We start from the raw sequence: 25,682 nt of genomic DNA, 5'->3' as shown, positions 1-25,682 counted from the left end.
GCGCCGACAGGGTCTGTTCGCGTGTGCGACGTACGTAGGTCGCACACGCGAACAAACCCGGAACACCCGGCGCCCTCGTGAGACAGCCGCCTCGACAACCCATGCCGGAGGCGCCGTTCTGCATTGCATCGCGGCAAGCGACGCCTCCCTTCGCGCGGTGCGCCCATGGGGCGCGCGTCCCCGTTGCGCTGCCTTGCACGATGCGGAGGAGAGGACTACCTTTGCTTTAGAGCCCGCTTGAACCGCTTGGCGAATCGGTCCTGGCAGACTGCCGGCGAAATCAATACGACGTACGACATGGCGGCACAACGACGCCAGGAACGTTGTTGGCGGCTCCGACGAGTGACACGCAGCGAGGCGGCGAATGGCGCTTGCGATTGCCCTGACCCTGATCATCGTATTGGCGGTGGGGTTTCACTTTGCCAGTCCCTGGTGGATCACGCCGATCGCGTCGAACTGGGTGCGCATGGACGACATGCTGACGATCACGCTCGTCATCACCGGCGCGCTCTTCATCGCGATCAACCTGTTCATCGTGGTCGCACTGGTGCGCTACCGCCACCGCAGCGGGCATCGTGCTGCTTACGAGCCGCACAACCGGCGGCTGGAATGGTGGCTGATCGGCCTGACCTCGGTCGGCGTGGCAGCGTTGCTGGCACCGGGGCTCTTTGTCTACGCGGACTACGTACGGCCGCCGCCCAAGGTGCTGCAGATGGAGGTGCTCGGCCAGCAATGGCAATGGCGCTTCCGTTTTGCCGGCCCCGGCGGCAAGCTGGGCACGTCGGACGTGCGCTACATCAGCAACGACAACCCCTTCGGCCTCAACCCCGCCGACCCGAATGGTCGGGATAACTACCTGATCGAGGCGCCCGAGGTGCACCTGCCGCTCAACCGGCCGATCCAGGTCCTGACGCGCTCGCGCGACGTGCTGCACGACTTCTACGTCCCGCCGTTCCGTGCACGCATGAACATGGTGCCCGGCATGGTCACCACCTTCTGGTTCACGCCGACCCGGGCAGGGCGTTACGACATCCTGTGCGCGCAGCTCTGCGGCATCGGGCACTCGAACATGCGCGGCGTGGTGGTGGTGGAAGACGAAGCGTCGTTCTCGCGCTGGCTGGCGCGCCAAAGCACGTTCGAGCAGCGGCAGCAGGCCCGCGTGCAGGCCGCCCCCGCCGCCGCCGGCGGCAGCGCGCAGGCGCTTGCCGAACAGGGCAAGGCGCTCGCGGCGGCCAAGGGTTGCGTCGCCTGTCATACCGTGGACGGCAGCCCGCGCGTGGGCCCCACCTGGCAGGGCCTGTACGGCAAGACCGAAACGATGGCCGACGGCAGTACCGCGAAGGTGGACGACGCCTATCTGCGCGCGTTCATCCGCGACCCGACGGCCCGCGTCGTGAAGGGCTACTCGCCGATCATGCCGCACTTCGACCTGAGCGAGCAGGAACTGTCCGCGCTGGTTGCCTATATCAAGGCGCAGGGCGGGCCGGCTGCCAGCACCGCCACCCAGCCGTAGCGGAGCCAGCCATGCCGTACGCACACACCGACCACGCCCAGCACGGTTTCTGGACTCGTTATGTCTGGAGCCAGGACCACAAGGTCATCGCCGTGCAATACGCGCTCACGGCCATCGCCATCGGGCTGGTCGGCCTGGTGTTGTCGGACCTGATGCGGTTGCAGCTGGGTTTTCCGGGCAAGTTCGCTTTCATCGACGCCAGCCACTACTACCAGTTCGTCACCATGCACGGGATGATCATGGTGATCTACCTGCTGACGGCGCTGTTTCTGGGCGGCTTCGGCAACTACCTGATCCCGCTGATGCTCGGCGCGCGCGACATGGTGTTCCCGTTTCTCAACATGCTGAGCTACTGGGTCTATCTGCTGGCCGTGCTGGTGCTGGTGGCGAGCTTCTTCGTGCCGGGCGGGCCGACCGGCGCGGGCTGGACGCTGTATCCGCCGCAGGCGATCCTGCCGGGCACGCCGGGCGTGGAGTGGGGCATCGTGCTGATGCTGGTGTCGCTGGCGATCTTCATCGTCGCGGCGACGATGGGCGGCCTGAACTACGTCACCACGACGCTGCAGGCACGCACGCGCGGCATGACGCTGATGCGCATGCCGCTCACCGTGTGGGGCATCTTCATCGCGACCATCTTGGCGCTGCTGGCGTTTCCGGCGCTGTTCGTGTCGGCGGTGATGATGCTGCTCGACCGGACGCTCGGCACGAGTTTCTTCATACCGGCCGTGGTGTCGATGGGGCAGACGCTCAAGCATGCCGGCGGCAGCCCGCTGCTGTTCCAGCACCTGTTCTGGTTCTTCGGGCATCCGGAGGTCTACATCGTCGCGCTGCCGGCCTTCGGCATTGCGTCGGACCTCATCAGCACGCACGCGCGCAAGAGCATCTTTGGCTACCGGATGATGGTGTGGGCGATCGTGATCATCGGCGCGTTGAGCTTCGTGGTCTGGGCGCACCACATGTTCATCGCCGGCATGAACCCGTACTTCGGCTTCTTCTTCGCGACCACGACGCTGATCATTGCCGTCCCGACCGCGCTCAAGGTCTACAACTGGGTGCTGACGCTGTGGCGCGGCGATATCCACCTGACCGTGCCGATGCTGTTCGCGATCGGCTTCATCAGCACCTTCGTGCTCGGCGGGCTGACCGGGCTCTACCTCGGCAACGTGAGCGTGGACATTCCGCTGTCGAATACGTACTTCGTGGTCGCGCACTTCCATATGGTGATGGCCGTGTCGCCGATCCTGGTGGTGTTCGGCGGCCTCTACCACTGGTATCCGAAGGTGACCGGCCGCATGCTCGACGACACGCTCGGGCGCGCGCACTTCTGGATCACCTTCGTCGGCACCTATGCGATCTACTTCCCGATGCACTATCTCGGCATCCTCGGCATGCCGCGACGGTATTACGCATATCAGGGTTACAGCTTCATTCCGCAATCGGCGCAGACGCTCAACACCTTCATCACCGTCGTCGCATTGGTCGTGGCGGCTGCGCAATTGCTGTTCCTGTTCAACCTGGCGTGGAGTCTCGTGCGCGGCAAGCGTGCCGACGGCAATCCGTGGCGGGCCACCACGCTCGAATGGCAGACGCCGCAAACGCCGCCGGTGCACGGCAACTGGGGCACCGAGCAGCCCGTCGTCTACCGCTGGGCATACGAATACAGTCCGCCGGGGCAGGAACAGGATTTCGTCCCGCAAAACCAGCCGCCCGCGACTGCGCCCGAGCCGGCCCGGCCGACGCTTCACTCCGGCGAGGCACACGAATGACCACGCTGCCGCGCCCCTTCGTTCCCGACGCGCGACCGGTGTTGCCGAATGCGGGTCGCACCGGCCTGATCGTCTTCATGGCGGTGGCCACGACCTTGTTTTCGCTGCTGCTGCTCGCCTATGGCATGCGCATGCGTGAACCCGACTGGCAACCGATCCCGCATCCGGCGCTGCTGTGGTGGAACACCGCCGCGCTGGCGCTGGCCGGCATCGCCATGCAGCGTGCCCGACGGATGAGCCCGCACCGCGCGGCGTGGCTGGTCGCCGGCGGGGTGCTGGCGGCCCTGTTCGTGATCGGGCAACTGACCGCGTGGCGCATGCTGTCCGCGGCCGGGCAGACCGTCACCGTCAATCCTTCCGACAGCTTCCTGTACCTGCTGACCGGCCTGCACGGGTTGCATGTGCTGGGCGGGCTGGTGGCCTGGGTCATGACGATAGCGCGGCTGCGGCGCACGGATCCGTTCCGGGTTCAGCGCGCGATCGCGCTCTGCGCCCTCTACTGGCATTTTCTGCTGGCGGTCTGGCTCGTGCTGCTGGCGGCGATGTGGTGGATCACCCCCGGATTCGTCGCCGCCATCTGCGGGCCGCTGTATGGAGCCGCGCCATGACCTCGCCCACGCTTCCTGGCGAATCGGCGGGCGAACCGGCTACCCCCGCGCCGCCCGACACCGGGCCTGACGGCTGGCGCGGCATCGTCACGGACTGGTCGGCCGATCGCGAAGCCTTCAAGGTGCCGTGGGGCAAGGCGATGATGTGGATCTTCCTGCTGTCGGACACCTTCGTGTTCAGCAGCTTCCTGATCGGCTACATGACGGTGCGCATCTCGACCACGGCGCCGTGGCCCGACACGTCGAAGGTGTTCGGGCTCACGGTGGGCGGCCTGGATGTGCCGTTGCTGCTGATCGCCATCATGACGTTCATCCTGATCACCAGCAGCGGCACCATGGCGATGGCGGTCAATTTCGGCTACCGGCGCAACGCCCGGCGCGCCAGCGCGCTGTTGCTCGCGACCGCGCTGCTGGGGGCGTCCTTCGTGTCGATGCAGGCGCTCGAATGGACCAAGCTGATCGTCCACGAGGGTATCCGGCCCTGGGGCAACCCGCTGGGCGCGGCGCAGTTCGGCGCGTGCTTTTTCACGATCACCGGGTTCCACGGTTTTCACGTGACCTGCGGCGTGATCTACCTGCTGCTGGTCGCACGCAGGATCCGGCAGCCGGGGTTCGACGCGCACGGCAACTTCCAGATCGTCGAGATTGCCGGTCTGTACTGGCACTTCGTCGACCTGGTGTGGGTGTTCATCTTCGCGCTGTTCTATTTGTGGTGAGGCAAGCCATGGATCACACCGATCCCGCCGATCGACCCGACGCCGCGCACGGGCAGCAGCATCCGATCGGCCTCTACCTGAAGATCTGGGGCCTGCTGTTCGTGCTGAGCACGATGTCGTACCTGGTCGATTACTTCCGCGTGCAGGGCCTGGCGCGCTGGGGGCTGATCGTCGTGCTCATGATCGCCAAGGCCGGGCTGATCGTGTCGATCTTCATGCACATGATGTGGGAGCGGCTGGCGCTGGTGTACGCGATCCTGATGCCGCCGCTGTGCCTGCTGGTGCTCATGGTGCTGATGGCTGCGGAAGCGCATCACACGCTGGGTATGCGGGAGCTGTTCTTTAGATGATTGCTTCGCCGGGCGGTTCGGGGGCGACGAATGTGTCGCATCGCGATGGATAGGGTGATGTGCCGCGGTTACGGGCCGGGTGGCGTCATGGCATCGGAGGCGGCCAGGTTTGAAATCTCCGGAACAGAGGCGTGTTGCAACGGCCGGCATGATGATGCTGCCGGCCTGCGTCGTGCACGCCATGGCGGACATGCTTCACGTGCCCGAACCCGTCTGGTTCGGGCCTGACGAACTATCGGGCGACGCTTCGCGGACATCCGGTCACACAAACATGGAGGAGGACGCCATGAAGTTTTCACGCAGACGTTTTATTGCTGCCACCACCGTTCTGGCATCCGCGCTGGCCTTCGGACGCCGCGCTGCGGCGGCGGATGCCGGGGCCGGTGCCGTGCAGGAAACCGATGCAAACGCCCAGGCCCTCGGCTACAAGACGGATGCAAGCCGGGTCGACCATGCGAAGTTCCCGACATTTCAGGCGGGCGAGGCCTGCGCGAATTGCCAGTTCTTTCAGGGCAAGACCGGTGCCGCGATGGCGCCGTGCGCCATTTTCGGCGGCAAGCAGGTCAATGCGAAAGGCTGGTGCAGCGCTTATGCGAAAAAGGCGTAGCGAGGTAGGGGCGACCTGACCGCCGGGATTCGTGATGCCCGGCGGGCGGAAGTCTTGCGCGTTCGGCGCGTCGCCAGCTGTCGATGCGCAGACACCGCTGACGCGGTGAAGGTTGGAGCGCAACGAGTTTCCGGAAGCTTGTTCACTGATCACTGCAACTCTCCGCTCAGCGACCGTTGCGTATGGCCGGAGTGCCGTGCTGACGGCATCCCGCAAGGGTTGCGAGCGAAACGAAAGCATTCCCTCGGGTCAGCAGAATGCCGTGCAGCCTTGAGCCGTTACCAGTGCCAGACCTGATCGAAGCGGTCGAACAGGGCGGGGATCTCGGCACGCGCGAGCGGCGTCAGGCCGCCGATGACATCGTCCTGTGCCAGTCCACAGTCGTGCATGTCCTCGGTGACCGCATACACGGTAACGCCGACGCCGATCATTTTGTCCAGATCCTTATCGAGCGCCGGCGGATGGACCTGTCGGCGCGCGCCGAAGGCGAGGCCGGTGGCATCCTGCCCGCGCGCTGCATAGTTCACGGCGCTCCCGCACAGCAGCAGGCTGATGTCCGCACCGGCGTTTTTCAGCACATGGTTTAGCCACAGGATGGTGTCATCCTGTTCTTCCAGGGTAGCCCGATACGCTGTCTCAACAATGCTCAGGATTTTCATGGCGCGGCTCCTATTTCGTCGGGATTACCAGCACAGCGTTGCTCTGAATCGAGGCGTCGAGAAAATCCTTCGGGCTGCCTCGGCGGGGACCCTCAATCCAGTCGCCTGCGCCGCGTTCGTCCACACACAGGCCGCAGTTGATCCAATCGAGCTTGGCGCCCTGCTGGGCAGCGAGTTGAAACAAGGCTGCCACCCAGTCCCTGGTTGTCGGGTGATCCTCCTCCTCCACGGATGTGCCCTTGACTGGATTGGCATGCGGGGCTTGCGCCTTCATGGTCAGATTGACTGCACCTTCGTAGGCGAACACCGTTACGTCGTGCCCTCGTTGCAGGGCTGCATCCACAATGCGCAGCGCCGTCGTGCTCGCTGCCTTCTCATACGGGGGATCCATCAGTGCCAGGGTCAATTTCATACCGGTAGCCATCACGTTCTCCTTAATTCAATGCCAAATGGCCTTGGTTCCCGCCACAAAGAGAAGATCCACGAGTTGTCCGATGTCCGCCTTCTGGACACCTTCCGCCAGCCGTCCGATCGCCCGTTCGCGCAGGGAGAATTCATCGGCAAGGACGGTGATGCCGCTGCGCGTCAGATCCGCATATCGCTCGCTGAATTTTGCCCCCGGACGAGTGGAAAGGACGCCGTTCTGAACCAGGAACACTGTGACCGTGTTGCCCCTCTGGCGTATGCCCCTGACAAGCTCCTCGACACGCTGAGTGTCCCCGGCACCATATGGATCGCGCGATTCTACGAACAGGTAATTTGCCATGTCGGCCTCCGGCCCAAAAAAGCGGTTCCCACCGATGGGTTGCCCCGGTGTCGCGCCCGTCGAAACGGGCACCGACTCGCCGTGCGGCGCGTGGGCCGCGCACAGCTCATGAATTGGGTATAGCAGAACGGACAGATAGTCCAAGTAACTGCGTGTCATGGCGCGGGAACGCTTATGCGTGTGGTCATGCCGTTGTTGAAGCACGGCACAAGCAGGCAGCTTCTCCGGAGTGTTACGGCCGGTGCGGGCCGCGGAGCGGACATTCCCCGGCAGGCGCGAACGTCTCTTCCTGGCCGGCCTCTGACCCACGCGGTCGGCCGTAGCCGACCCCGAACGGTCTTTTAGCATCCCGAAGCGTGAATAGCTCTTCGAAAAGCGAAGCAGGCCTTCGTCGGGTAAAGTCCACGGACAGTCTATCGGCCTGAGTGGTCATGCACACGTCAACGTCGGTATGCTCGCGCTTCGCCTCAGACCTGCCAGTCGCAGAGGGTACTTGTCCCGGTCATCAGGCGAACTAGACTTAGGGCGAATATGCCTGCCTCCCCGGGGAGAAACCATGAAACACCTGATGAAGGGTTTCCTGCTTGCCGTTGCCCTACTGACCGTGGTTGGTGGCACCGTCGGCACCTATGCGATCCTCTCCGCACCGTCGGCTCATGCTGAGCCGTGCGGTGGCCGTGGGTATCCGCAGGACGGTGGTGGCAATCCGCCCTGACCCAAGTACGGAGCGCGCGTCAGCGCCCCCGAGTGGGGCAAACGCGGCGGACCAGGCGCAGCGCTGGTCCGGTGTCCGCGGCGAACCGACGTTCGAATGCCCATCACGGCGCGCGAGCGAATGGCCGGAGAGGGCCGACCGAGTCGGATGACCTGACGTCCGCGTCGCTTCCTGTCGCAGGCCCAGCCCCATGCTCGATGGCTTTGGTTGCAACGCCTGCGCCGGATGACTTTCGGCCGCCAGCGTGCGCTCCGCCGAGTTCGGCGTTACGCGAATCTCGACACGCCAGCCGCCTGCCCATGACGGCTTCAGGGTCGTCATGGAAAACTGTATGAATATACAGTATAGTGTCCGTCGAAATCGAGCCGCACCGGTGCAACCCCGCGGCCCGTGCGCCGCGCCTGCGGGTATCCGCCGCAGCGTTCCGGCACCGTGAACTCTGGCTAACTCACTCAGACGGGCAGGCAAATTGTCATCCAGCAATCTGATCCGCATTCGCGGAGCACGTCAGCACAATCTCAAGAATATCGATCTCGACCTGCGCACCGGCGAAATGACGGTCGTCACCGGCCCGTCGGGCTCCGGCAAGTCGAGTCTGGTGTTCGACACGCTGTACGCGGAAGGCCAGCGGCGCTATGTCGAAACCTTCAGCGCGTACGCGCGGCAGTTCCTCGACCGGATGGACCGGCCGCAGGTCGAGCGCGTCGACGGCGTGCCGCCCGCGATCGCGATCGACCAGACCAACCCGGTCCGCAGCTCGCGCTCGACGGTCGGCACGATGACCGAGCTGAACGACCACCTGAAGCTGCTGTACGCGCGCGCGGCCGAACTGTTCGACCGCAAGACCGCACAGCAGGTGCGCCACGACACGCCGGAGACGATCTACGCGGAACTCGTCGCACGCACGCAGGCGGACGATCCGCGCGTCGTCGTCACGTTCCCGGTGGAGCTGCCGGAAACCGCGTCCGACGATGAAATCACGCAGTGGCTGTCGGCGAGCGGCTACACGCGCGTGCAGGCGCGGCGCGAAGTCGCGTCGCCCACCGGGCCGCGCAAGGTGCTCGACGTGGTGGCCGACCGCTTCCGCGTGCAGCAGGCCGACAAGGTGCGCGTCGTCGAGGCGATCGAGGCGTCGCTGAATCGCGGCGGCGGGCGCGCGAACGTGTACGTGCTCGCGCCGGAGCCGGAAACCGCCGGCGGCGCGGCCGCCGAGCCGCAGGTGTGGCGCTTCTCCACCGGGCTCCATGATCCCGACAGCGACCTGCGCTACGCGGAGCCGCAGGCGGCGATGTTCTCGTTCAACTCGGCCTACGGTGCGTGCGAAACGTGCCGCGGCTTCGGCCGCGTGATCGGCGTCGATCTCGGCCTCGTGATCCCCGACGCGCGCAAGACGCTGCGCGGCGGCGCGATCAAGCCGATGCAGACGCCCGCGTGGAAGGAGTGCCAGGACGACCTGATGCGCTACGCGGCGAAAGCCGACATCCGGCGCGACGTGCCGTGGGCCGAGCTGACGGACGCCGAGCGCGACTGGGTCGTCAACGGCTCGCCGGACTGGAACGGCAAGTGGCAGAGCCAGTGGTACGGCGTGAAGCGCTTCTTCGGTTACCTCGAATCGAAGGCGTACAAGATGCATATCCGCGTGTTGCTGTCGAAATACCGCAGCTACACGCCGTGCGACGTGTGCGGCGGCGCGCGCCTGAAGACGGAATCGCTGCAATGGCGGCTCGGCTCGAAAGAGAACGCCGACGGCGTGCTCGCGCCGGCCGGTCGCTTCATGCCGCGCGGCGTCGACTGGAGCCGCGCGCAGCTCGAAGCGCTGCCGGGCCTGACCGTGCACGACCTGATGCTGCTGCCGATCGAGCGCATCCGCCGCTTCTTCGACGAAGTCAGCCTGCCGAGCGCGCTGCTCGACGATGCGCTGAAGCTGCTGCTCGCCGAAGTGCGCACGCGCCTGAAATACCTGTGCGACGTGGGGCTCGGCTACCTGACGCTCGATCGGCAGAGCCGCACGCTGTCGGGCGGCGAGGTGCAGCGGATCAACCTGACGACCGCGCTCGGCACGTCGCTCACCAAAACGCTCTTCGTGCTCGACGAGCCGAGCATCGGGCTGCATCCGCGCGATCTCACGCGGATCGTCGAGGCGATGCAGCGGCTGCGCGACGCCGGCAATACGCTGGTGGTCGTCGAGCACGATCCGTCGGTGATGCTCGCGGCCGACCGGCTGATCGACATGGGGCCCGGCCCGGGCGAGCGCGGCGGCACGATCGTCTACGACGGCACGCCGGGCGACATTCGTTCCGCGCATACGCTGACCGGCGAGTATCTCGGCGGCCGCAAGCATGTCGCGCACGCGTCGAACTGGGCGCGCCGGCCGGTCGACGCGCACACGCCGCGCATCGTGCTCGACGGCGCGAGCGAACACAACCTGCGCGACGTGACGGTCGAGATTCCGCTGCAGCGGCTCGTCTGCGTGACCGGCGTGTCGGGTTCCGGCAAGTCCACGCTGTTGCAGGACGTGCTTTATCCGGCGATGGCGCGGCACCACGGCAAGGCGACCGAATCGCCGGGCGCGTACCGCAACCTCACGGGCGCCGACCAGGTCGGCGACGTCGTGTTCGTCGACCAGTCGCCGATCGGCAAGACCACGCGTTCGAACCCGGCAAGCTATGTCGGCGCGTTCGACGAAATCCGCAAGCTGTTCGCGAAGGCGCCGCTCGCGCTGCAACGCGGCTACGGCGCCGGCACGTTCAGCTTCAACTCGGGCGACGGCCGCTGCCCGACCTGCGGCGGCTCGGGCTTCGAGCACATCGAGATGCAGTTCCTGAGCGACGTCTACCTGCGCTGCCCGGACTGCGACGGCAGCCGCTACCGCGCCGAAATTCTCGAAGTGCGCATCGAGCGCAACGACCGCGCGCTGAACATCGCCGACGTGCTCGACCTGACCGTCAGCGAAGCGGCCGCATTCTTCGCGACCGACGCCGAGGTGCTGCGCGTGCTGCAGCCGATCGTCGACGTCGGGCTCGAATACGTGAAGCTCGGCCAGCCGGTGCCGACGCTGTCGGGCGGCGAAGCGCAGCGCCTGAAGCTGGCCGGCTTCCTCGCCGAATCCGCGGCGGCCGTCAACGGGCGCCGGGTCGTCACGGAAGAAGCGCGTGTCGCGCGTGTGAAGTTGTTCATGTTCGACGAGCCGACCACCGGGCTGCACTTCGACGACATCGCGAAGCTGATGCAGGCGTTCGGCAAGCTGCTCGCGGCCGGCCATTCGCTGATCGTGATCGAGCACAACCTCGACGTGATCCGCGCGGCCGACTGGCTGATCGATCTCGGCCCGGAAGGCGGCGACGGCGGCGGCCTCGTGCTGTGCGCGGGCACGCCCGACGACGTGAAGGCCTGCGCCGAATCGCATACCGGTGCCGCGCTGCTGCAGTACGACCGTGCGATGGATGCCGACGCACCGTTCGCCGACGAAGGCGTGCCGCTGCAGACCGTGCTGAACGCGGCGCGCGAGCGGCGTGCGATCGAAGGCGAGGATGTCGTGCGGATCGTCAACGCGCGCGAGCACAACCTGAAGGCGCTCGACGTCGACATCCCGCACGGCAAGTTCAACGTGATCACCGGCGTGTCGGGTTCCGGCAAGTCGACGCTCGCGTTCGACATCCTGTTCCACGAAGGCCAGCGCCGCTACCTCGAATCGCTGAACGCGTATGCGCGCTCGATCGTGCAGCCGGCCGGGCGGCCCGAAGTCGACGCGGTGTACGGCATTCCGCCGACCGTCGCGATCGAGCAGCGGCTGTCGCGCGGCGGCCGCAAGAGCACGGTCGCGACCACGTCCGAAGTCTGGCACTTCCTGCGGCTGCTGTATGTGAAGCTCGGCCTGCAGCATTGCATCCACGACGGCACGCCGGTCACGTCGCAATCCGTCGAATCGATCGCCGCGCAGTTGCTGCGCGATCATCGCGGCGAACACGTCGGGCTGCTCGCGCCGCTCGTCGTCAACCGGAAGGGCGTGTATACGGATCTCGCGAAATGGGCGAAGGCGCGCGGCAGCACGCATCTGCGCGTCGACGGCGAGTTCGTGACGGTCGACCCGTGGCCGAAGCTCGACCGCTTCCGCGAGCACACGATCGAGCTGCCGGTGGCCGATATCGTCGTGTCGCCGGACAACGAGGCCGAGTTGCGGCGCGTGCTCGACGAGACGCTCGAACTCGGCAAGGGCGTGATGCACCTGCTCGCGCCGCTCGACGGGCTGCACGCTGCGATGCAGAACGATCATTCGACCGCGCGCGTCGGCGCGGTCAAGGTGCTGTCGGTCAAGCGCGCATGCCCGGTGTGCGGCACGAGCTACCCGGAGCTGGACCCGCGGATGTTCTCGTACAACAGCAAGCACGGCTGGTGCACGACCTGCGTCGGCACCGGCGTCACGCTCACGCGCGAACAGCGCGCCGCGTACGACGACACGGTGCTCGCCGAGGATGGCCGCGGCCGCGAACAGACGCTGCCGTCGGACGAGCAGGAGCCGGAAGGCGTCGGCAACGAGCCGTGCCCGGATTGCAACGGCACGCGGCTGAACCCGTCCGCGCGCGCGGTCACGTTCGACGCGCATCCGATCGTCGAGGTCGCGCAGTGGACGGTGTCGGACACGCGCCGCTGGATCGACGCGCTGGAACTCACCGGGCGCGACGCGCAGATCGCGCGCGACATCGTCAGCGAGATCGGCAGCCGCCTCGCGTTTCTCGAGGAGGTCGGGCTCGGCTACCTGAGCCTCGATCGCGCGGCGCCGAGCCTGTCGGGCGGCGAAGCGCAGCGCATCCGGCTCGCCGCGCAGCTCGGCAGCAACCTGCAGGGTGTCTGCTACGTGCTGGACGAACCGACGATCGGCCTGCATCCGCGCGACAACCAGATCCTGCTCGATGCGCTGCGCAAGCTCGGCGACAAGGGCAATACGCTCGTCGTCGTCGAGCATGACGAGGACACGATCCGCCGCGCCGATCACATCATCGACATCGGCCCGGGCGCCGGCAAGCGCGGCGGCGCGCTGGTCGCGCAGGGCGCGGTCGCGGATCTGGCCGCGCAGTCCGATTCGGTGACGGGGCGCCTGCTCGCGCAGCCGATGACGCATCCGCTGCAGCCGCGCCGTGCCGTGAGCCTGCCGGGCAAGAAGGGCGGCGCCGCGGTGCCGGACGCGTGGTTGACCGTGCATGGCGCCAGGCTGCACAACCTGCGCGACGTCACGGTCGGCATTCCGCTCGCGCGGCTCGTCGCGGTGACGGGCGTCAGCGGCTCGGGCAAGTCGACGCTCGCGCGCGACGTGCTGATGACGAACCTGCTCGACGCGGTCGGCCGGTCGGTGCTGTCGTCGCCGGCCACGCGGCGCGCACGCAAGGCCGTGCAGCAGGACGCGCCGGCGGCGAACCGCCGCTCGAGCGTGCTCGCGCGCAGTGCGCCGCGGCCGTCGCTGAACGTCACGCATGCGTGGCAGGGCTGCGAGTCGTTGAGCGGCTGGGAGCAGATCGATCGCGTGCTCGAAGTCGATCAGACGCCGATCGGCAAGACCCCGCGTTCGTGCCCGGCCACCTATATCGGGCTGTGGGACACGATCCGCAAGCTGTTCGCCGACACGCTGGAGGCGCGTGCGCGCGGTTATACGGCGTCGCGTTTCTCGTTCAATACCGGCGACGGGCGGTGCCCCGCGTGCGAAGGGCAAGGCGTGCGCACGATCGGCATGAGCTTCCTGCCCGACGTGAAAGTGCCGTGCGACGTGTGTCATGGGCAGCGCTTCAACCCGGAGACGCTCGCCGTTACGTGGCGCGGCCGGAACATCGGCGACGTGCTGACGATGGAGATCGACGAGGCGGTGGAGTTTTTCGCGCCGATCTCGAACATCGCGCATCCGCTGCAGCTGATGAAGGATGTCGGTCTCGGCTACCTGACGCTCGGCCAGCCGTCGCCGACGTTGTCAGGCGGCGAGGCGCAGCGCATCAAGCTCGTCACCGAGCTGACGAAGGTGCGCGACGACATCACGCGGCGCGGCCAGAAGGCGCCGCACACGCTGTACGTGCTCGACGAGCCGACGGTCGGCCTGCACATGGCCGACGTCGCGAAGCTGATTCGCGTGCTGCACCGGCTCGTCGATGCGGGGCATAGCGTCGTCGTGATCGAACACGATCTCGACGTGATCGCGGAAGCCGACTGGATCATCGATCTCGGGCCGGAGGGCGGCGTGGGCGGCGGCACGATCGTCGCGGCGGCGCCGCCGGAAGCGCTCGTGAGGGTGAGCGCGAGCCACACCGGGCAGGCGCTCAAGCCGGTGCTGGCGCGCACGGGGGCGGATGAGGGTGAAGCCGAGCGCGAGGGAGAAGCGCGAGTCGGTTGAACGCGGCGCTTCGAATGAGCGGCCCCGGTGTCTGGTCAGACACCGGGGCCGTTTTTATTGCGTCGTGCGGTTTTGTGGTCAGGCGGCCGGCGCAACGGACGCGCCGGTGATGCGATGCCGCCGCAGCGAATCCGCGACGAAGCCGGATGCTTTCATTTCCTCGACGAATTCGGTCAGTACCGCGGCAGCGGCCTCGCCACGGCTCTTCGGCACGCCCATCGCCTGCCGGATCACCATGAACCGCTCGTCGAGCAGGCGCAGGCCGGTCGTCTTCGCGGCGTCGGCTTCGAGCTGCTGCTTCACGCCGGCCGCGACTTCCAGTTGCTGTTCGACGAACGTCTGCACGACGGCTTGCGACGTCGGCGCGCGCACGATCTGCGCGGTTTTCAGTTCGCGGGTGAGGAACAGGTCGTATGCGCTGCCCTTGCCGACGGTCACGCGGTTGTGCGGCTGGTCGACGTCCTCGTTCGTGCGGATCGGCGACGCGTCGCGCACGAGATAGAACCCCTCGATCAGCACGTACGGTGCGGTGAACGCGACCGTTTCGCCGCGCAGCGGGTCGACCGCGAAGAAGCCGAAATCGGCGCGCTCCTCGGTCAGCGCCTGCACGGATTTCGCGGCCCCATCGAACACGACGAGTTCCAGCTCGGCCGACAGGCGTTCCGCGAACGCGCGCGCCAGGTCGATCGACACGCCGAACGGTTCGTTCGTAGCAGGGTCGCGGTTCGCGAGGATCGGGTTGCCGAGGTTGATCGACGCGCGCAGTTTGCCGGTGGGGGTGAGGGCGGAGAGGACGGCGGGGGCGAGAGGCATGGGGGGGGGGCTCGTTGGGGGCGGGTGGGCGGTCGGAGGCGAGGAGGGCTCCACTGGCTTCGAGCTTATCACCGGCCCGATGGAGGCGGTGTGTTGCGGTGCGTGCCTGCTCTAGAGTGAGTCGCGATGGCATCCGGGCGCACATGATCGCTCTGCACTGCATCGCCAACCTCCTGTTCCTATTGGGAAAATTGCCTCCGGAACACTAACACTCATTTGTGCCCAGGATTTCCAGAGCAGATCAACGGGTTCACCGGCGCTTACAATCAGAAGAATGAGTACGCCGATTCTGGAAGAAGCCTTGGCCGCGCCCTATATCGGCGACCTCGATGTCGTCTCGCGGGCGGCGGCGCCTCGATTACCGTGCAGCAACAGGAGAACCCGATGATCAAAGTCAGTGTCATGTACCCGTACGCCGCAGGCGCGCGATTCGATCATACTTACTACCGCGAGAGGCATATGCCAATGGTGAAACAGCGGCTCGGCGCTGCATGTCTGTACTACACGGTGGACAAGGGCATTGCAGGCGGTGTTCCGGACACGGACCCTGTCTACGTGGCCAAGTGCGACTTCGTCTGCACTTCTGTCGAAGCTTTCCAGGCAGCCCGCGCCCCGCACGCGCAGGAGATCATGGCCGACATAGCTAATTACACGGATATACAACCCGTGGTGCAAATCAGTGAGGTGGTAGTGGAGCGCTCGGAAGTCTGACCAAGGTTCGGATATCGCCAAGCACCGCATCCGCGTATGGCGTGGGCGAGAGAAAAACCGAAGTCACTCCAGGGTCGGTAAAGGCCGCCCAGAAAGGGTGGTCGAGTTTGCCAGCGGCCCGAACGAGGCTGCTCGAAGTTCGCCATCCGGCCGATTGTCGGCGATGGCCAGCGGCAGCGACCGGCTGTCGAGAGTGGATGTTACGGTCTAGTGTTCCACATTGACCAATTGATCCCGCAACCAGTCGCGAAAAGTGTTCTCGTCAACGGCGTCCATGAGGTGCCGCGATTCATTCCAGCGTCGGTCTATCATGGCTATCCATTCTTGGGTGGCACGAATCAACTCCGGGTGACCGTGCCAGAACTTGCACGCTTCAAGACACTGTGAAGCCAAGCCGTTTAGTTCTTGGATAGAACAAGTGTCGTCGAGATAGCGCCGTCCGCCATCCTGCAAACGCCGAAATTCGGTGATCTGGACCAACAAGGATTTCCCCTTTCGTTGTTGTGGACCTCGGTCCGCTTTCAGCTGGAGTCGATCGACTCCGAAAAGCATCGACGTAGGTCTTGGCGTAGGTATATGCATCAGGCCTTGTCAGATCAGGCGCAGGTACTGCTGCATCATTGGGAGTGTCGCCTGTCGTGCCGATCGCTGCCGAGCTCGCTGGGCGCCGCACCACTGATTGAAAAGGGCTGATCCATTGATTTGATCGATCGTCGTGTCCTCCGCGGAACAATCGACAACTTGGAACTATACTGGTCCGCTTGGAGGATTCAATGACCGATCAAGACAGGCTGCATCCACTCCGTCCGCTCCTGAAAAACTGGGTTTGGGAGCATGGTCGAATCGGGACTCGCTATCTGGACTACGTTGATGGCGAAATCAAGTTCGATGACGGCAAGAAATCGCATTTCGCGGCCGAGGAGTATGTCTACGTGCCCCTTGGCAACGGCGCTGAAGACGATGCATCCGCGGATCGTCCTGCGATCCACGACGCAGGACTTGCCCGGTTTTTGCGGGCAGCTCAGTTGGGTAAGCCGGAGGAAGCCGGTTCTGTAGCGGATGTTCAGCGCGCCGTCCAGGATTGCGTGGAGATCGGCCTGTGCAGCGCATATCAACGGGAGGCTCGAGAGGCATTGGCTCGCTACGCGCAGGAGCCGATGTTCGATGACGAGATCCGCGCAGCGGTTGTCGCCGATATCCGGCGTATTTACGTCGGCATGCGGGAGCAACTGGCGCTGTACGACTTCAGTGTGCTGCACGGCTTGCCCGTGCCGCTGCTTATCGGCGACACGCCCTTCATCGACTGGCGCGTGCGCGCCAGTCCGGCACTGCCGTTCGTATCGCTTCCGCTGGGGCCTTACTGCCTGCTGGTCGGCGCGCCGTCGGGCAGGAAAAGCCGAATCGCCCCAGTGGTCTGGAAGGCCGCTGCCACGATGGGTCCGTTGAAGGACCACAACCGCCAGATCGAGGAGCAGACACGTCTGTGGCTGGTGGCGACCACGGATGATCAACTTGTCGCTGCACAAGGCCGCATTGCTGCGACCCTGGGCGCCAGGCAAGGGGACGTGAAGCCCTGACCGAAGTCGACGGAAAGCAGACCGTCGGCCGTGGCTGAGTTGTCAGTGACCTTTTGGGCACTGACAGTTGCTTTGCGACGGAGTTGGCGCGGGCGGTTGCCTCAATGACACAAAGCCCGCGGCCGGCCCGGAACGGTCCCTTGGCGTGCCAGTTCGAACGTCGGTTTCTGTCGCTTCTTATCCCGAAAAGGATCCTGCTGGGGTGAAGGCGGAGGGGGCGAGGGGCATGCGGGGGCTCGTCGGGGGCGGATGGGTGGTCGGGGCGGAGGTGCGATAGTGCAGCGGCTTCGAGCCTATCACTCGCTGAAGATTCAGCGGAGATCGTCGCGAAAGGGGGTAAGGCAGGGCGTGACCTACTCTTCTGAAGCAATGCGACACAGCGTGGCGACGTTCGGCCGACAAGCGACGTTAATCAGAGCAAGTACAAATACATTCGAGCATTCATGCTCTCCCTGACAACCGGCATTTGGACGTCTACTATGTAGCGAGCGTTGCTCATTTCAGCAGGCGCACGGAAAGGAGTGAGGGGGCATATAGACCTATCGCGTGCGGTCTCAATGTTTCGATTGGCTGGAATTGACGTGCCGCCCGGAATGCGATCTCCGCATCCGGTACCACGGAATTTGCCGAGACAAACTTTGCTTTCAGGTAAAGCGACTTGAGTCGACGTTCGTTCTTACGGAAGCTACGCGTCATTTCACTGAGGTGTGGCGGCGTCAGGTATTTCGTGGAAATTCAGCATGTGGGTGCATAAATAACGTAAAACGGGGTGCCCAAAATGATGCGGTCCATAATCTTTATATTCGCTGTCTTTTTCCTGACATCAATGCAAGGTTGCAGCACAATTGCTGATGTACCGTATCATCCGGTCTGCGCGGGGAAATCTGGAAAATGCTCGACTGAAGACGTGGAGCGGGCAGTATATCTCCGCGACGAGATTGGCATTCAGGACACAGGTTGGCATGCATGCCTGACCAGCAATAATCCGCCACTCAAAGGCCCGCAGGCACTGATCGACGACTATCAATGCTCACCTACGTCTGCATCAATTTTAAAGATCTCTTACACCCAAGCGTGGCTTGAGTACAAAGATGGCGGGGAACAGCAAGATCCATTGCAAATGACGGCCGTGCTGGACTGGATTCGCAAGGAACCTGGGCCGCTCTTTATCCTGGTGTACGTCCACGGTTGGCACCATAACGCGGACACTTCAAACGGCAACCCTCGGAATAACGCGATCAAGTTTCCGTTGCTGATGGCGCGCGAAGTTGACACCCTGAAAAGAATGGCGCTCGATAAAAAAATTGCAATGCCGAGGGTGCTAGGTATCTACATAGGCTGGCGAGGGGAAAAGTACAAATCTTTGATTCCGCAATATTTATCGATCAGTAGTCGTTCCGTGGCCGCAGACACCATCGGACGTCGAGGAGTTCTTAAGAAAAATCTGATGGATGTTGCGAATACAGCACGCCTTCAAAGTAATGATAGCCGAATGATGGTAATCGGTCATTCTCTGGGTGGCCGAATGTTGACGTCAATGTTTATGCCGGATCTGGATAATGGGAATCCCCAGCCTCTTGGATCCAATACCCTAGTGGTGACAATCAATCCAGCTGTAGGAGCAGATTGCTACGATGGAGTCTTGGGGGAAGGCGGTCGGAATCCCGATACCCCGCGCCCAAGATGGATTAATATTACCAGTGAGGATGATAAGGCGACAAACAGTGTCTATTCACTTGCCCACTCCGTTGGGCTGGTGGAAGTTTGCAACAAAGACAGTGCTGCTAAAAATAAGGCGGTCGGGCACTATAAGCCGTATTTGAGGGAGGTGATCGATCAGGCTCGTTACGTAGATGGTGGAGATCCGCAGATTTCAAATTGCATGAAAAATAGCGTGCTTTTTTCAGAGTCAAAAGAGCCGTCGGTTTGGGAGCCTGATTGGTATAGGCAGGTTAATAGAAGACTATTGATGGCATTCCCGACTCGAAACGACTCTAGCAGGAGTCAAAAAATAAAAACCGATTATACGGTTTGTGTGGGTGTAGAAGACGGTACCTTGCCTGCCAAGGTGCTAAATCGCGGCGTGTGGAATGTCAGATCCGACAAAAGTCTCATAGATTTCGAAGAGGGGGGGGATAATACGTCCGGCTTCCATAACGGAATAATATCGACAATCTTGGTCAGATTGCTTACGGAAACGTTGTACTTCTAGAAATGACAACGATACATATCGTCATAACGTGATCCAGACGCGCCCGCATAAGGGCGCGTGAGAAGCAGTGCAAGTTGAGCCAGGTGTAAGCTGGATGATCATTGAACGCTTGGGAACGAGCGCAAGGATTCGAAGACCGCTGAACCGAGTAGCCTCAAATTTTCATGTGGTTTGTCGGCTCGACATGTTGATGTGAATCGCACAGATAATGCTGACTGATTGGAGTGTGTTTGGCAGGCGTGCCGATGGGTTGCGTGCTCATGTGACCGGAAAAAGTTGTTTACGTGCTCGAGCTTACCAACGGCCGCGCGAAGTTGGTCTTTCGGTCGTCTCAACGGCGCTATCGAATGCAAGTCATTAAGCGCTTCAACAGCAGTCGTTGACAATCCAACGGTTGGTCGGGGTAACGTAAGGATCCGTTGCTAACTTTCGCTCTTTGCCCATCCAGACGCCCAAAACGAAACATAAACGATGGCCTCGAAAAGCATTCGCCGTGCAACGCTTGCGGACGTAGCTGCGCTTACGCAGATTCGGAACGACGCCCATGCGAAGAAGGTAGCCTGCGGCGATTACGCCTGGGGTAAAGAAGGGGACGGTTTTTCCGAGGCGTGGGTGCGAGACCGTGTCTCTCGAAAGGAGGTGTACGTCGTTGAACTGGACGGCACGCTGGCAGGAACATTCACATTTGACCTGAACGACGAAAACCATTGGGGGCCGCAAGAACCGATTGCCGGTTATGTCACGGGCTTTGCGTGCGAAAAGGCTTTAACGGATCTGGTCTCGGCGGCTTCATGCTTGATTGGTGCGCGGCCAAGGTGAGCGACCTGAATCGGCGCTTGGTTCGACTCGATTGCGCGGTGCAGAACACGAAGCTATGTGCTTACTACGAGTCGCTGGGTTTCTCCCGCGCAGAACTGAAACTCGACGGACGCGTCTGGTCGCTATACGAGAAAGAGGCTGCCTTGGATGGATCTTTCTCTGGATCGTAAACTGCAATGACACGCTTGCGCTCCAGATTTAGGCAGTCGTAGCGACGATAGAGACGTCCCCCGTCTCTCGCCATACCTTGATGAACTCAACCAGCGAATAGAGTGGTAAGGAAAACTTATCTCGGGAACGGAGCACTATGCAGGATAACGAACAGATTTCCTGCATATCAAATCCGCCCCCGAACCAAGCCTGCGTGTCACGGCAGCAGTACCGTGTCGACCACATGAATCACACCATTCGACTGCATGACGTCGCCGATCGTCACATGCGCGACATCCCCCTTGTCGTCGGTGATGGCCCACCCCTTTGCATCGCGGCTGACGATCAGCGGATCGCCCTCGACCGTCTTCAACGTCGCCTTGCCGCCGCCCTGATCGACCGCCATGGCCAGGTCATGTGCGGTGAGGCGTCCGGGTACGACGTGATACGTGAGCACCTTGACCAGCGTCGCCTTGTTTTCCGGCTTCAGTAACGTCTGCACCGTGCCGGGCGGCAAGGCGGCGAAAGCCTCGTTGGTCGGTGCGAAGACCGTGAACGGCCCCTTGCTCGACAAGGTATCGACCAGCCCGCCGGCCTTCACGGCCGCGACCAGCGTCGTGTGATCGTTGGAGTTCACCGCGTTCTCGACGATGTTCTTCGACGGATACATTGCAGCGCCGCCCACCTCCACGGTTTTGTCCGTGGACATCGAACCCGCCGTCGTGGCCTGCGTGGTGACGCCCAGCGCGATCGCGAGGGTGAGCATCGTGCCGACCACTTTCAATTTTCTGCAGGATTCCATCTGGGTTCTCCCGAAAGATCGATGCTTCCGGCTGGAAGCTACCGAAGATACGAGACGAACGCGGCAACGGATGCATGCGGGACTGCCGAATTTCAAGCGGCGATGAGCGGACCGTGGGGCAAGTTCATGCGCCGCCGACGGCACCCTTCGCCAGCACCGGTCCGGTCGGCTGCCCGGTCGGCGATCCGCCGCGCGGTTCAAGCGACACGGCCAGTATCGCGCTGGCGTTCAGCGAGACGAGCGCCGTGCGCGGTATCGGCACGACAGTCGGCCGATCCGCGGCGATCAGGCCGAGGGAAGCCGGTCGTCCGCCCGGCGCGATCAGCCACAGTTCGGTGGAACGGTCGGCCGCGATGGGCGTATCGCTTGCCGGCACAATCACCATGCGCGCGTGCTCCACATCGACGGTCACGGTCCAGCCGGCGGTGCCTCCGTCGCGTACGAGGCTTGCGACCTTGTAGACGTCATGTGTGGGCCCTGCGGTGGTAGACGGGCGAATTGGCAGAACCGACAGGACAGCGAGCGCGATCGCAGCGATGCTCGAACCGATGCCGATCCAGCGCCAGCCCTCCAGGTTGTTCCAGAAGCTGACGCGCGGGCGACGCGGATTGGCGGGCGCGAATCCGAGGTCGGCCTGGATGCGGACCCACACGTGCGGCGGCGGCTCGATCCCGACGATGTCGTCGATCAGCGGCAGCAGGTGGTTTTGCCAACGCGCCACGCTGGCGGCGAGTTGAGGATCGCGCTGCATCGCTTGTTCGATCCGCCTGCGCTCCGACCCGTCGAGCACGCCTAATACGTATTCGGCACAACGGATGTCGTTCGGGCTGGAAAGTGGGGTGTTCATCGCTCGAGACACGCTTTAAGTTGGAGCAAACTGCGCCGAATCCAGCTTTTCAACGTACCGAGCGGAACACGAAGGCGCTCCGCCAGTTCCGCATACGTTGCGCCCGCAAAGAATGCCTCTCGTACCACGCTACGCTGCGTGGCGGGCAGTATTTCCAGGCAGTGCTCCAGCCGCCGCCGTTCCTCGCTGTTTTCAGCCGCAGTGGCGGGCGATGGCTGTTCGTCGACCGCTTCTTCCATCGTCGACTCATCGACGTGGACTTCCCGGTGACGACGAAGGCGGTCGATCGCCCGATTGCGCGCAATGGCCCCAAGCCAGGTGATCGCGCTGGCCAGTGTCGGATCGAACGTCGCGGCCCGATGCCAGACCGTGACATAGACCTCTTGCAAGACCTCCTCGGCTTCGCCGCGATCCCGCAGCATCGTCACGCACACCCCGAACAGTTTCGCGGAGGTGCGCCGGTAGAGCGTGCTGAAAGCGTTTTGATCGCCGGCGCCCGCGTCGAGAAGAAGCTGGTTGAGTTCTTCACGTCGACGGTTTTCGGATTCGCCGATCGACCGCTCGCTATCGGAAGCCAGGTTGCTTCTCATGTGCACTGAATTCTCCACCGGGTGGTTTGAAGAATTTGGGGCGGCATCTGACGCGTGACGAAGCGGGACGCGAGAGCGAATGTCGATAGCTGCCATCGTACCCCCGATCCCGCGATCTCCGAGTCTGCCAATTCAGTTACGTTCCAGGCGAGTATCCGGATGCACTCGCGTCGAAAAAAATCTCGGGGGTGGGAGCTTGAACGGTGATATGGCCATGGCCTGGTTGCTGTCACGGACGTTCAACACGAGATAAATTCGACGAATCCGACCGATCGATCGACCGCCGGTCGGATCGCCAGCCGGTGCGGCGCTCAGGCTTTGATCCAGTCGCGCGCCTGCTCCAGCTCGTTGACGTGGAACGCCTTGACTTCGGCCTTCGTAAAGAACCGCGCCAGATGCATTGCCGCATGGATCCATCCTGCATCGGCGACCACGGCGGCGCGCGTGACCTTGCGCGCCAGCGGCACGCCGAGCGTGATATCGGTCCACAACGCCTTCGGCTCGATGCCGGTGAAATGCTCGATGCGTTCGAGCACGCGGGTCTTGCCGTTCTGTTCGAGATCACCACGCATGCGCTCGATGGCTTCGCGCAGATCGTGGTCGGTGATTTTGCCTTCGACGGAAATTTCGACGACAGGGGAATCGGGCTCGGTGTGATAGAGGATCATGGCAAGACCTCCTGACTAGGGAGACGTCACACAATCAGGCGCGGCGTGGATGCGCCTGGCGTTCGATGATTGCTTCATGCTACCCCTTTCCCTGTCGCCCGGTTGGCACCGGGCAGGGCAGGCCGACGTGTTCGCGCCATCACCCCAGCTCGAACGACGTCACCCCGAATACGCGATCGATCGCGATCGCGGGTGCGTCTTGCGTGTACATCCGCGCGGTTTCGAAGACGCTCGTCATGCCGTGCCGTTCCGCCAGCGCGACGGCTGCAGGGTTCGTTTCCGGTACGTCGAGCACGATGACCTCGCCGGGCATGCGCGCCGCCAGCGCGCGAAACAGCCCGGTGGCGACACCTGCGTCGTCTGCGAAGAGCGGGCCGATCTTGCAGCCCGCCTTGCAGCGGCGCACGACACCGTATCCGGCGACGCGGCCGGCGTCGACTGTTGCGAGCGCAACGGCATCCGGCTGCGTGATCCACGCGGAGACGAAACGCTCGCGTGCCGCCGGAAAACACGGGCGATCGTAGGCAAGCAACTGCGCGAACGGCACGTCGGCCGCTGCCGTCACATGCGCGCACCCGATGCCGTCCACGCGCCCCTGGTAGCGGATGTTGCGGTACGCGAGCCGGAACCCGGACTTCCTGTAGTTCGCCTGTTGCGCGACGACGCCGTCGAGACCGATGTTGCGATTTCCCAGGTAGCGCATGCCGTGCTGCCAGATTCGCATGCCGAAACCTTGGCCGCGAAACCCGGATTTCACGATATAGAGACCGATGAAGCCAAAGCGATCGTCATAGGCGACAGCGGCGAGGCACGCGACCGGTTCGCCGCGCCAGAGGCCGACGAAGAAACCGGCCGGGTCCGCTTCCCTGAAACAGTGCGGGTCATGCAGGCCGGGGTTCCACCCTTCGGCTGCCGCCCATTCGACCGACATCGCCACCTCGTCGGCCGACATGGTGCGCACGACAAAGTCTCCGCCTTGATCCATGGTTCGTCCCGGTCGCGGCGCTAAATATTGCCGCTTCGTGTTACGGAAAATGCATCGAACAGGCGCCGGCAAGCGGACACCTGTCAACTGACAGAATAGACCGTGCAGGCATGCTCAACGCGACGGCTGCCCGACGAAATTTGCAGGGATCTCGACGCGCAACCGGGCGGTTCGCGTTTCGGTCGGTTTCAGGCGAGCACGACCGACCGCTGCTGGTCATAACGGCCGTTTTGGAACGATTTTTGAAGGGACGCTCCCGCTTCGCCAACGGACGTATGCGGTCGATATCGCGTCCCGCCCGACGCACTCAGTCCGCCAGCGCTTTACCGGAGGCGTCCTTGATTTTCGCCTTCCATTGCTTGCGGATCTCGGACACGACCGGATCGGGAAGCGAGATGTAGTCGAGCTCCGTGGCGGCCTGGTTGCCGTTCTTGAACGCCCAGTCGAAGAACTTCAGCGTTTCCTTGCCCTGATCCGGCTTGTCCTGCTTCGCGTACAGCAGCACGAACGTCGCGCCGACGACGGGCCATGCGTCCTTGCCCGGCTCGTCCGTCAGGATCTGGTAGAACGATTTCGACCAGTTCGCGCCGGCAGCAGCGGCCTTGAACGTTTCCGTCTTTGGCTCGACCACGGAGCCCGTCGAGTTCTTCAGCGCGGTGTAGACCATGTTGTTCTTCTTTGCGTACGCCCATTCGACGTAGCCAATCGCACCCGGCAGGCGCTGCACGAACGCCGCGACACCGTCGTTGCCCTTGCCGCCGGTGCCCGTCGGCCAGTTGACCGTCGTGCCTTCGCCGATCTTCGACTTCCACTCGCCATTGACCTTCGACAGGTAGTTCGTCCAGATGAAGCTCGTGCCGGAGCCATCAGCACGACGAACGACCGCGATGTCGGTATCCGGCAGCTTGACCTTCGGATTCAGCGCGGCGATCGCCGGATCGTTCCACTTCTTGATCTTGCCGAGGTAGATGTCGCCGAGCACCGGGCCCGACAGCGTCAGCGTGCCTGGCTTCATGCCCGGCACGTTGACGACCGGCACCACGCCGCCGACCACCGTCGGGAACTGGAACAGGCCTTGCTTCGCGAGTTCGTTATCCTTCAGCGGCGCGTCCGAACCGGCAAAATCGATCGTCTTCGCGTTGATCTGTTTCAGACCACCCGACGAACCGATGCCTTGATAGTTGACCTTGCCGCCGCCCGATTTCTTGTACGCATCGGCCCACTTTGTGTAGATCGGCGCGGCAAACGTGCTGCCCGCGCCGGTGATATCGGCAGCGTGAGCAGCGACGGCAACAAGGGCCAGGGTGCAGGGAACCAGGATCCGGATGTTCATGTAACACCTCCTGTCTTCGGTCGGCATGCTGGTCTACACGCTACTGCCCGCTTGTGACTACTTCACGACGTGCGGCGATGTCGTTGTAGTCGCTTGCAACCG

24 protein-coding genes are annotated in these 25,682 nt (G+C 63.5%); 13 read left to right on the top strand and 11 right to left on the bottom strand.

Annotated features, from left to right (window positions below; genetic code table 11):
• Positions 1-364: 364 nt before the first annotated feature.
• The 6 genes from ACN22W_RS34390 (at position 365) to ACN22W_RS34365 (ending at position 5,560) form a co-directional block, all read left to right on the top strand.
• The gene (locus tag ACN22W_RS34390; RefSeq protein ID WP_419690508.1) at positions 365-1,513 is read left to right on the top strand and encodes a c-type cytochrome; all 1,149 of its coding nucleotides are present in this window, start codon (positions 365-367) and stop codon (positions 1,511-1,513) included.
• Between the two features lie 11 nt (positions 1,514-1,524).
• Positions 1,525-3,279: a cytochrome c oxidase subunit I gene (gene ctaD, locus ACN22W_RS34385; protein ID WP_419690507.1), complete on the top strand. Its 1,755-nt coding sequence runs from the start codon at positions 1,525-1,527 to the stop codon at positions 3,277-3,279.
• Positions 3,276-3,887, top strand: a complete 612-nt coding sequence (locus ACN22W_RS34380; RefSeq protein WP_419690506.1) for a cytochrome c oxidase subunit 3 — start codon at positions 3,276-3,278, stop codon at positions 3,885-3,887. The genes ctaD and ACN22W_RS34380 overlap by 4 nt, the downstream gene beginning before the upstream one ends.
• Positions 3,884-4,603, top strand: a complete 720-nt coding sequence (locus tag ACN22W_RS34375; RefSeq protein ID WP_129518280.1) for a heme-copper oxidase subunit III family protein — start codon at positions 3,884-3,886, stop codon at positions 4,601-4,603. The genes ACN22W_RS34380 and ACN22W_RS34375 overlap by 4 nt, the downstream gene beginning before the upstream one ends.
• Before the next feature lie 8 nt (positions 4,604-4,611).
• Entirely contained in the window at positions 4,612-4,953 is a 342-nt protein-coding gene (locus ACN22W_RS34370; RefSeq protein ID WP_419690505.1) for a cytochrome C oxidase subunit IV family protein, read from the top strand.
• Positions 4,954-5,239: 286 nt separating this feature from the next.
• Complete coding sequence (locus tag ACN22W_RS34365; RefSeq protein WP_193102589.1) at positions 5,240-5,560, top strand: high-potential iron-sulfur protein; 321 nt, start codon at positions 5,240-5,242, stop codon at positions 5,558-5,560.
• A 278-nt stretch (positions 5,561-5,838) separates the two neighbouring features.
• Here ACN22W_RS34365 and ACN22W_RS34360 read toward each other — a convergent pair whose 3' ends face one another.
• Genes ACN22W_RS34360 through ACN22W_RS34350 form a run of 3 tightly spaced genes read right to left on the bottom strand, consistent with a single transcriptional unit; the run spans position 5,839 to position 6,985 of the window.
• A complete protein-coding gene (locus ACN22W_RS34360) occupies positions 5,839-6,219 on the bottom strand; it encodes a DsrE family protein (RefSeq protein WP_193102590.1) in 381 nt (126 codons plus the stop codon).
• A 10-nt stretch (positions 6,220-6,229) separates the two neighbouring features.
• The gene (locus ACN22W_RS34355; RefSeq protein ID WP_193102591.1) at positions 6,230-6,643 is read right to left on the bottom strand and encodes a DsrE/DsrF/TusD sulfur relay family protein; all 414 of its coding nucleotides are present in this window, start codon (positions 6,641-6,643) and stop codon (positions 6,230-6,232) included.
• Positions 6,644-6,658: 15 nt separating this feature from the next.
• Positions 6,659-6,985: a sulfur reduction protein DsrE gene (locus tag ACN22W_RS34350; RefSeq protein ID WP_419690504.1), complete on the bottom strand. Its 327-nt coding sequence runs from the start codon at positions 6,983-6,985 to the stop codon at positions 6,659-6,661.
• A 556-nt stretch (positions 6,986-7,541) separates the two neighbouring features.
• Here ACN22W_RS34350 and ACN22W_RS34345 point away from each other — a divergent pair.
• Together ACN22W_RS34345 and uvrA are read left to right on the top strand one after the other, a co-directional pair.
• Entirely contained in the window at positions 7,542-7,700 is a 159-nt protein-coding gene (locus ACN22W_RS34345) for a hypothetical protein (protein WP_193102592.1), read from the top strand.
• Between the two features lie 469 nt (positions 7,701-8,169).
• Positions 8,170-14,073 carry an excinuclease ABC subunit UvrA gene (uvrA, locus tag ACN22W_RS34340; RefSeq protein ID WP_419690503.1) on the top strand — a complete coding sequence of 1,968 codons (5,904 nt, stop codon included), beginning with the start codon at positions 8,170-8,172 and terminating at the stop codon, positions 14,071-14,073.
• Positions 14,074-14,151: 78 nt separating this feature from the next.
• Here uvrA and ACN22W_RS34335 read toward each other — a convergent pair whose 3' ends face one another.
• Positions 14,152-14,886 (bottom strand): ABC transporter substrate-binding protein, encoded by a 735-nt coding sequence (locus ACN22W_RS34335; protein WP_419690502.1) that lies wholly within the window; start codon positions 14,884-14,886, stop codon positions 14,152-14,154.
• A gap of 384 nt (positions 14,887-15,270) precedes the next feature.
• On the opposite strand from ACN22W_RS34335, the gene ACN22W_RS34330 reads away from it, so the two are divergent.
• Complete coding sequence (locus ACN22W_RS34330) at positions 15,271-15,597, top strand: EthD family reductase (protein ID WP_419690501.1); 327 nt, start codon at positions 15,271-15,273, stop codon at positions 15,595-15,597.
• Between the two features lie 207 nt (positions 15,598-15,804).
• On the opposite strand, the gene ACN22W_RS34325 is transcribed toward ACN22W_RS34330, so the two are convergent.
• Positions 15,805-16,077 (bottom strand): hypothetical protein, encoded by a 273-nt coding sequence (locus ACN22W_RS34325; protein ID WP_419690500.1) that lies wholly within the window; start codon positions 16,075-16,077, stop codon positions 15,805-15,807.
• Positions 16,078-16,370: 293 nt separating this feature from the next.
• On the opposite strand from ACN22W_RS34325, the gene ACN22W_RS34320 reads away from it, so the two are divergent.
• The 4 genes from ACN22W_RS34320 to ACN22W_RS34305 all read left to right on the top strand — a co-directional run bounded on the left by ACN22W_RS34320 (position 16,371) and on the right by ACN22W_RS34305 (position 20,375).
• Complete coding sequence (locus ACN22W_RS34320) at positions 16,371-17,174, top strand: hypothetical protein (RefSeq protein ID WP_419690499.1); 804 nt, start codon at positions 16,371-16,373, stop codon at positions 17,172-17,174.
• A gap of 769 nt (positions 17,175-17,943) precedes the next feature.
• The gene (locus ACN22W_RS34315; RefSeq protein ID WP_419690498.1) at positions 17,944-19,386 is read left to right on the top strand and encodes a hypothetical protein; all 1,443 of its coding nucleotides are present in this window, start codon (positions 17,944-17,946) and stop codon (positions 19,384-19,386) included.
• Between the two features lie 471 nt (positions 19,387-19,857).
• On the top strand, positions 19,858-20,205 hold the full coding sequence (locus tag ACN22W_RS34310) for a hypothetical protein (RefSeq protein WP_419690777.1): 348 nt from the start codon (positions 19,858-19,860) through the stop codon (positions 20,203-20,205).
• Positions 20,139-20,375, top strand: a complete 237-nt coding sequence (locus tag ACN22W_RS34305) for a hypothetical protein (protein ID WP_419690497.1) — start codon at positions 20,139-20,141, stop codon at positions 20,373-20,375. Before ACN22W_RS34310 ends, ACN22W_RS34305 begins: the two co-directional genes overlap by 67 nt.
• A 197-nt stretch (positions 20,376-20,572) precedes the next feature.
• On the opposite strand, the gene ACN22W_RS34300 is transcribed toward ACN22W_RS34305, so the two are convergent.
• The 6 genes from ACN22W_RS34300 to pstS form a co-directional block, all read right to left on the bottom strand.
• Positions 20,573-21,157 carry a fasciclin domain-containing protein gene (locus ACN22W_RS34300; protein WP_419690496.1) on the bottom strand — a complete coding sequence of 195 codons (585 nt, stop codon included), beginning with the start codon at positions 21,155-21,157 and terminating at the stop codon, positions 20,573-20,575.
• A gap of 124 nt (positions 21,158-21,281) precedes the next feature.
• On the bottom strand, positions 21,282-22,004 hold the full coding sequence (locus tag ACN22W_RS34295; protein ID WP_419690495.1) for an anti-sigma factor: 723 nt from the start codon (positions 22,002-22,004) through the stop codon (positions 21,282-21,284).
• Complete coding sequence (locus ACN22W_RS34290; RefSeq protein WP_419690494.1) at positions 22,001-22,594, bottom strand: sigma-70 family RNA polymerase sigma factor; 594 nt, start codon at positions 22,592-22,594, stop codon at positions 22,001-22,003. Before ACN22W_RS34290 ends, ACN22W_RS34295 begins: the two co-directional genes overlap by 4 nt.
• Before the next feature lie 311 nt (positions 22,595-22,905).
• Positions 22,906-23,262 (bottom strand): STAS/SEC14 domain-containing protein, encoded by a 357-nt coding sequence (locus tag ACN22W_RS34285; protein ID WP_129518265.1) that lies wholly within the window; start codon positions 23,260-23,262, stop codon positions 22,906-22,908.
• 139 nt (positions 23,263-23,401) lie between these two features.
• Positions 23,402-24,247: a GNAT family N-acetyltransferase gene (locus tag ACN22W_RS34280; RefSeq protein ID WP_419690493.1), complete on the bottom strand. Its 846-nt coding sequence runs from the start codon at positions 24,245-24,247 to the stop codon at positions 23,402-23,404.
• 307 nt (positions 24,248-24,554) lie between these two features.
• A complete protein-coding gene (gene pstS, locus ACN22W_RS34275) occupies positions 24,555-25,580 on the bottom strand; it encodes a phosphate ABC transporter substrate-binding protein PstS (RefSeq protein WP_419690492.1) in 1,026 nt (341 codons plus the stop codon).
• Positions 25,581-25,682: the final 102 nt, after the last annotated feature.

This window comes from Burkholderia theae (genome assembly GCF_048565265.1).
GTDB classification, from domain to species: Bacteria; Pseudomonadota; Gammaproteobacteria; order Burkholderiales; family Burkholderiaceae; genus Burkholderia; species Burkholderia theae.
Note: the sequence above shows the minus strand (reverse complement) of the source record. Positions and strands in the feature narration are given on the sequence as shown.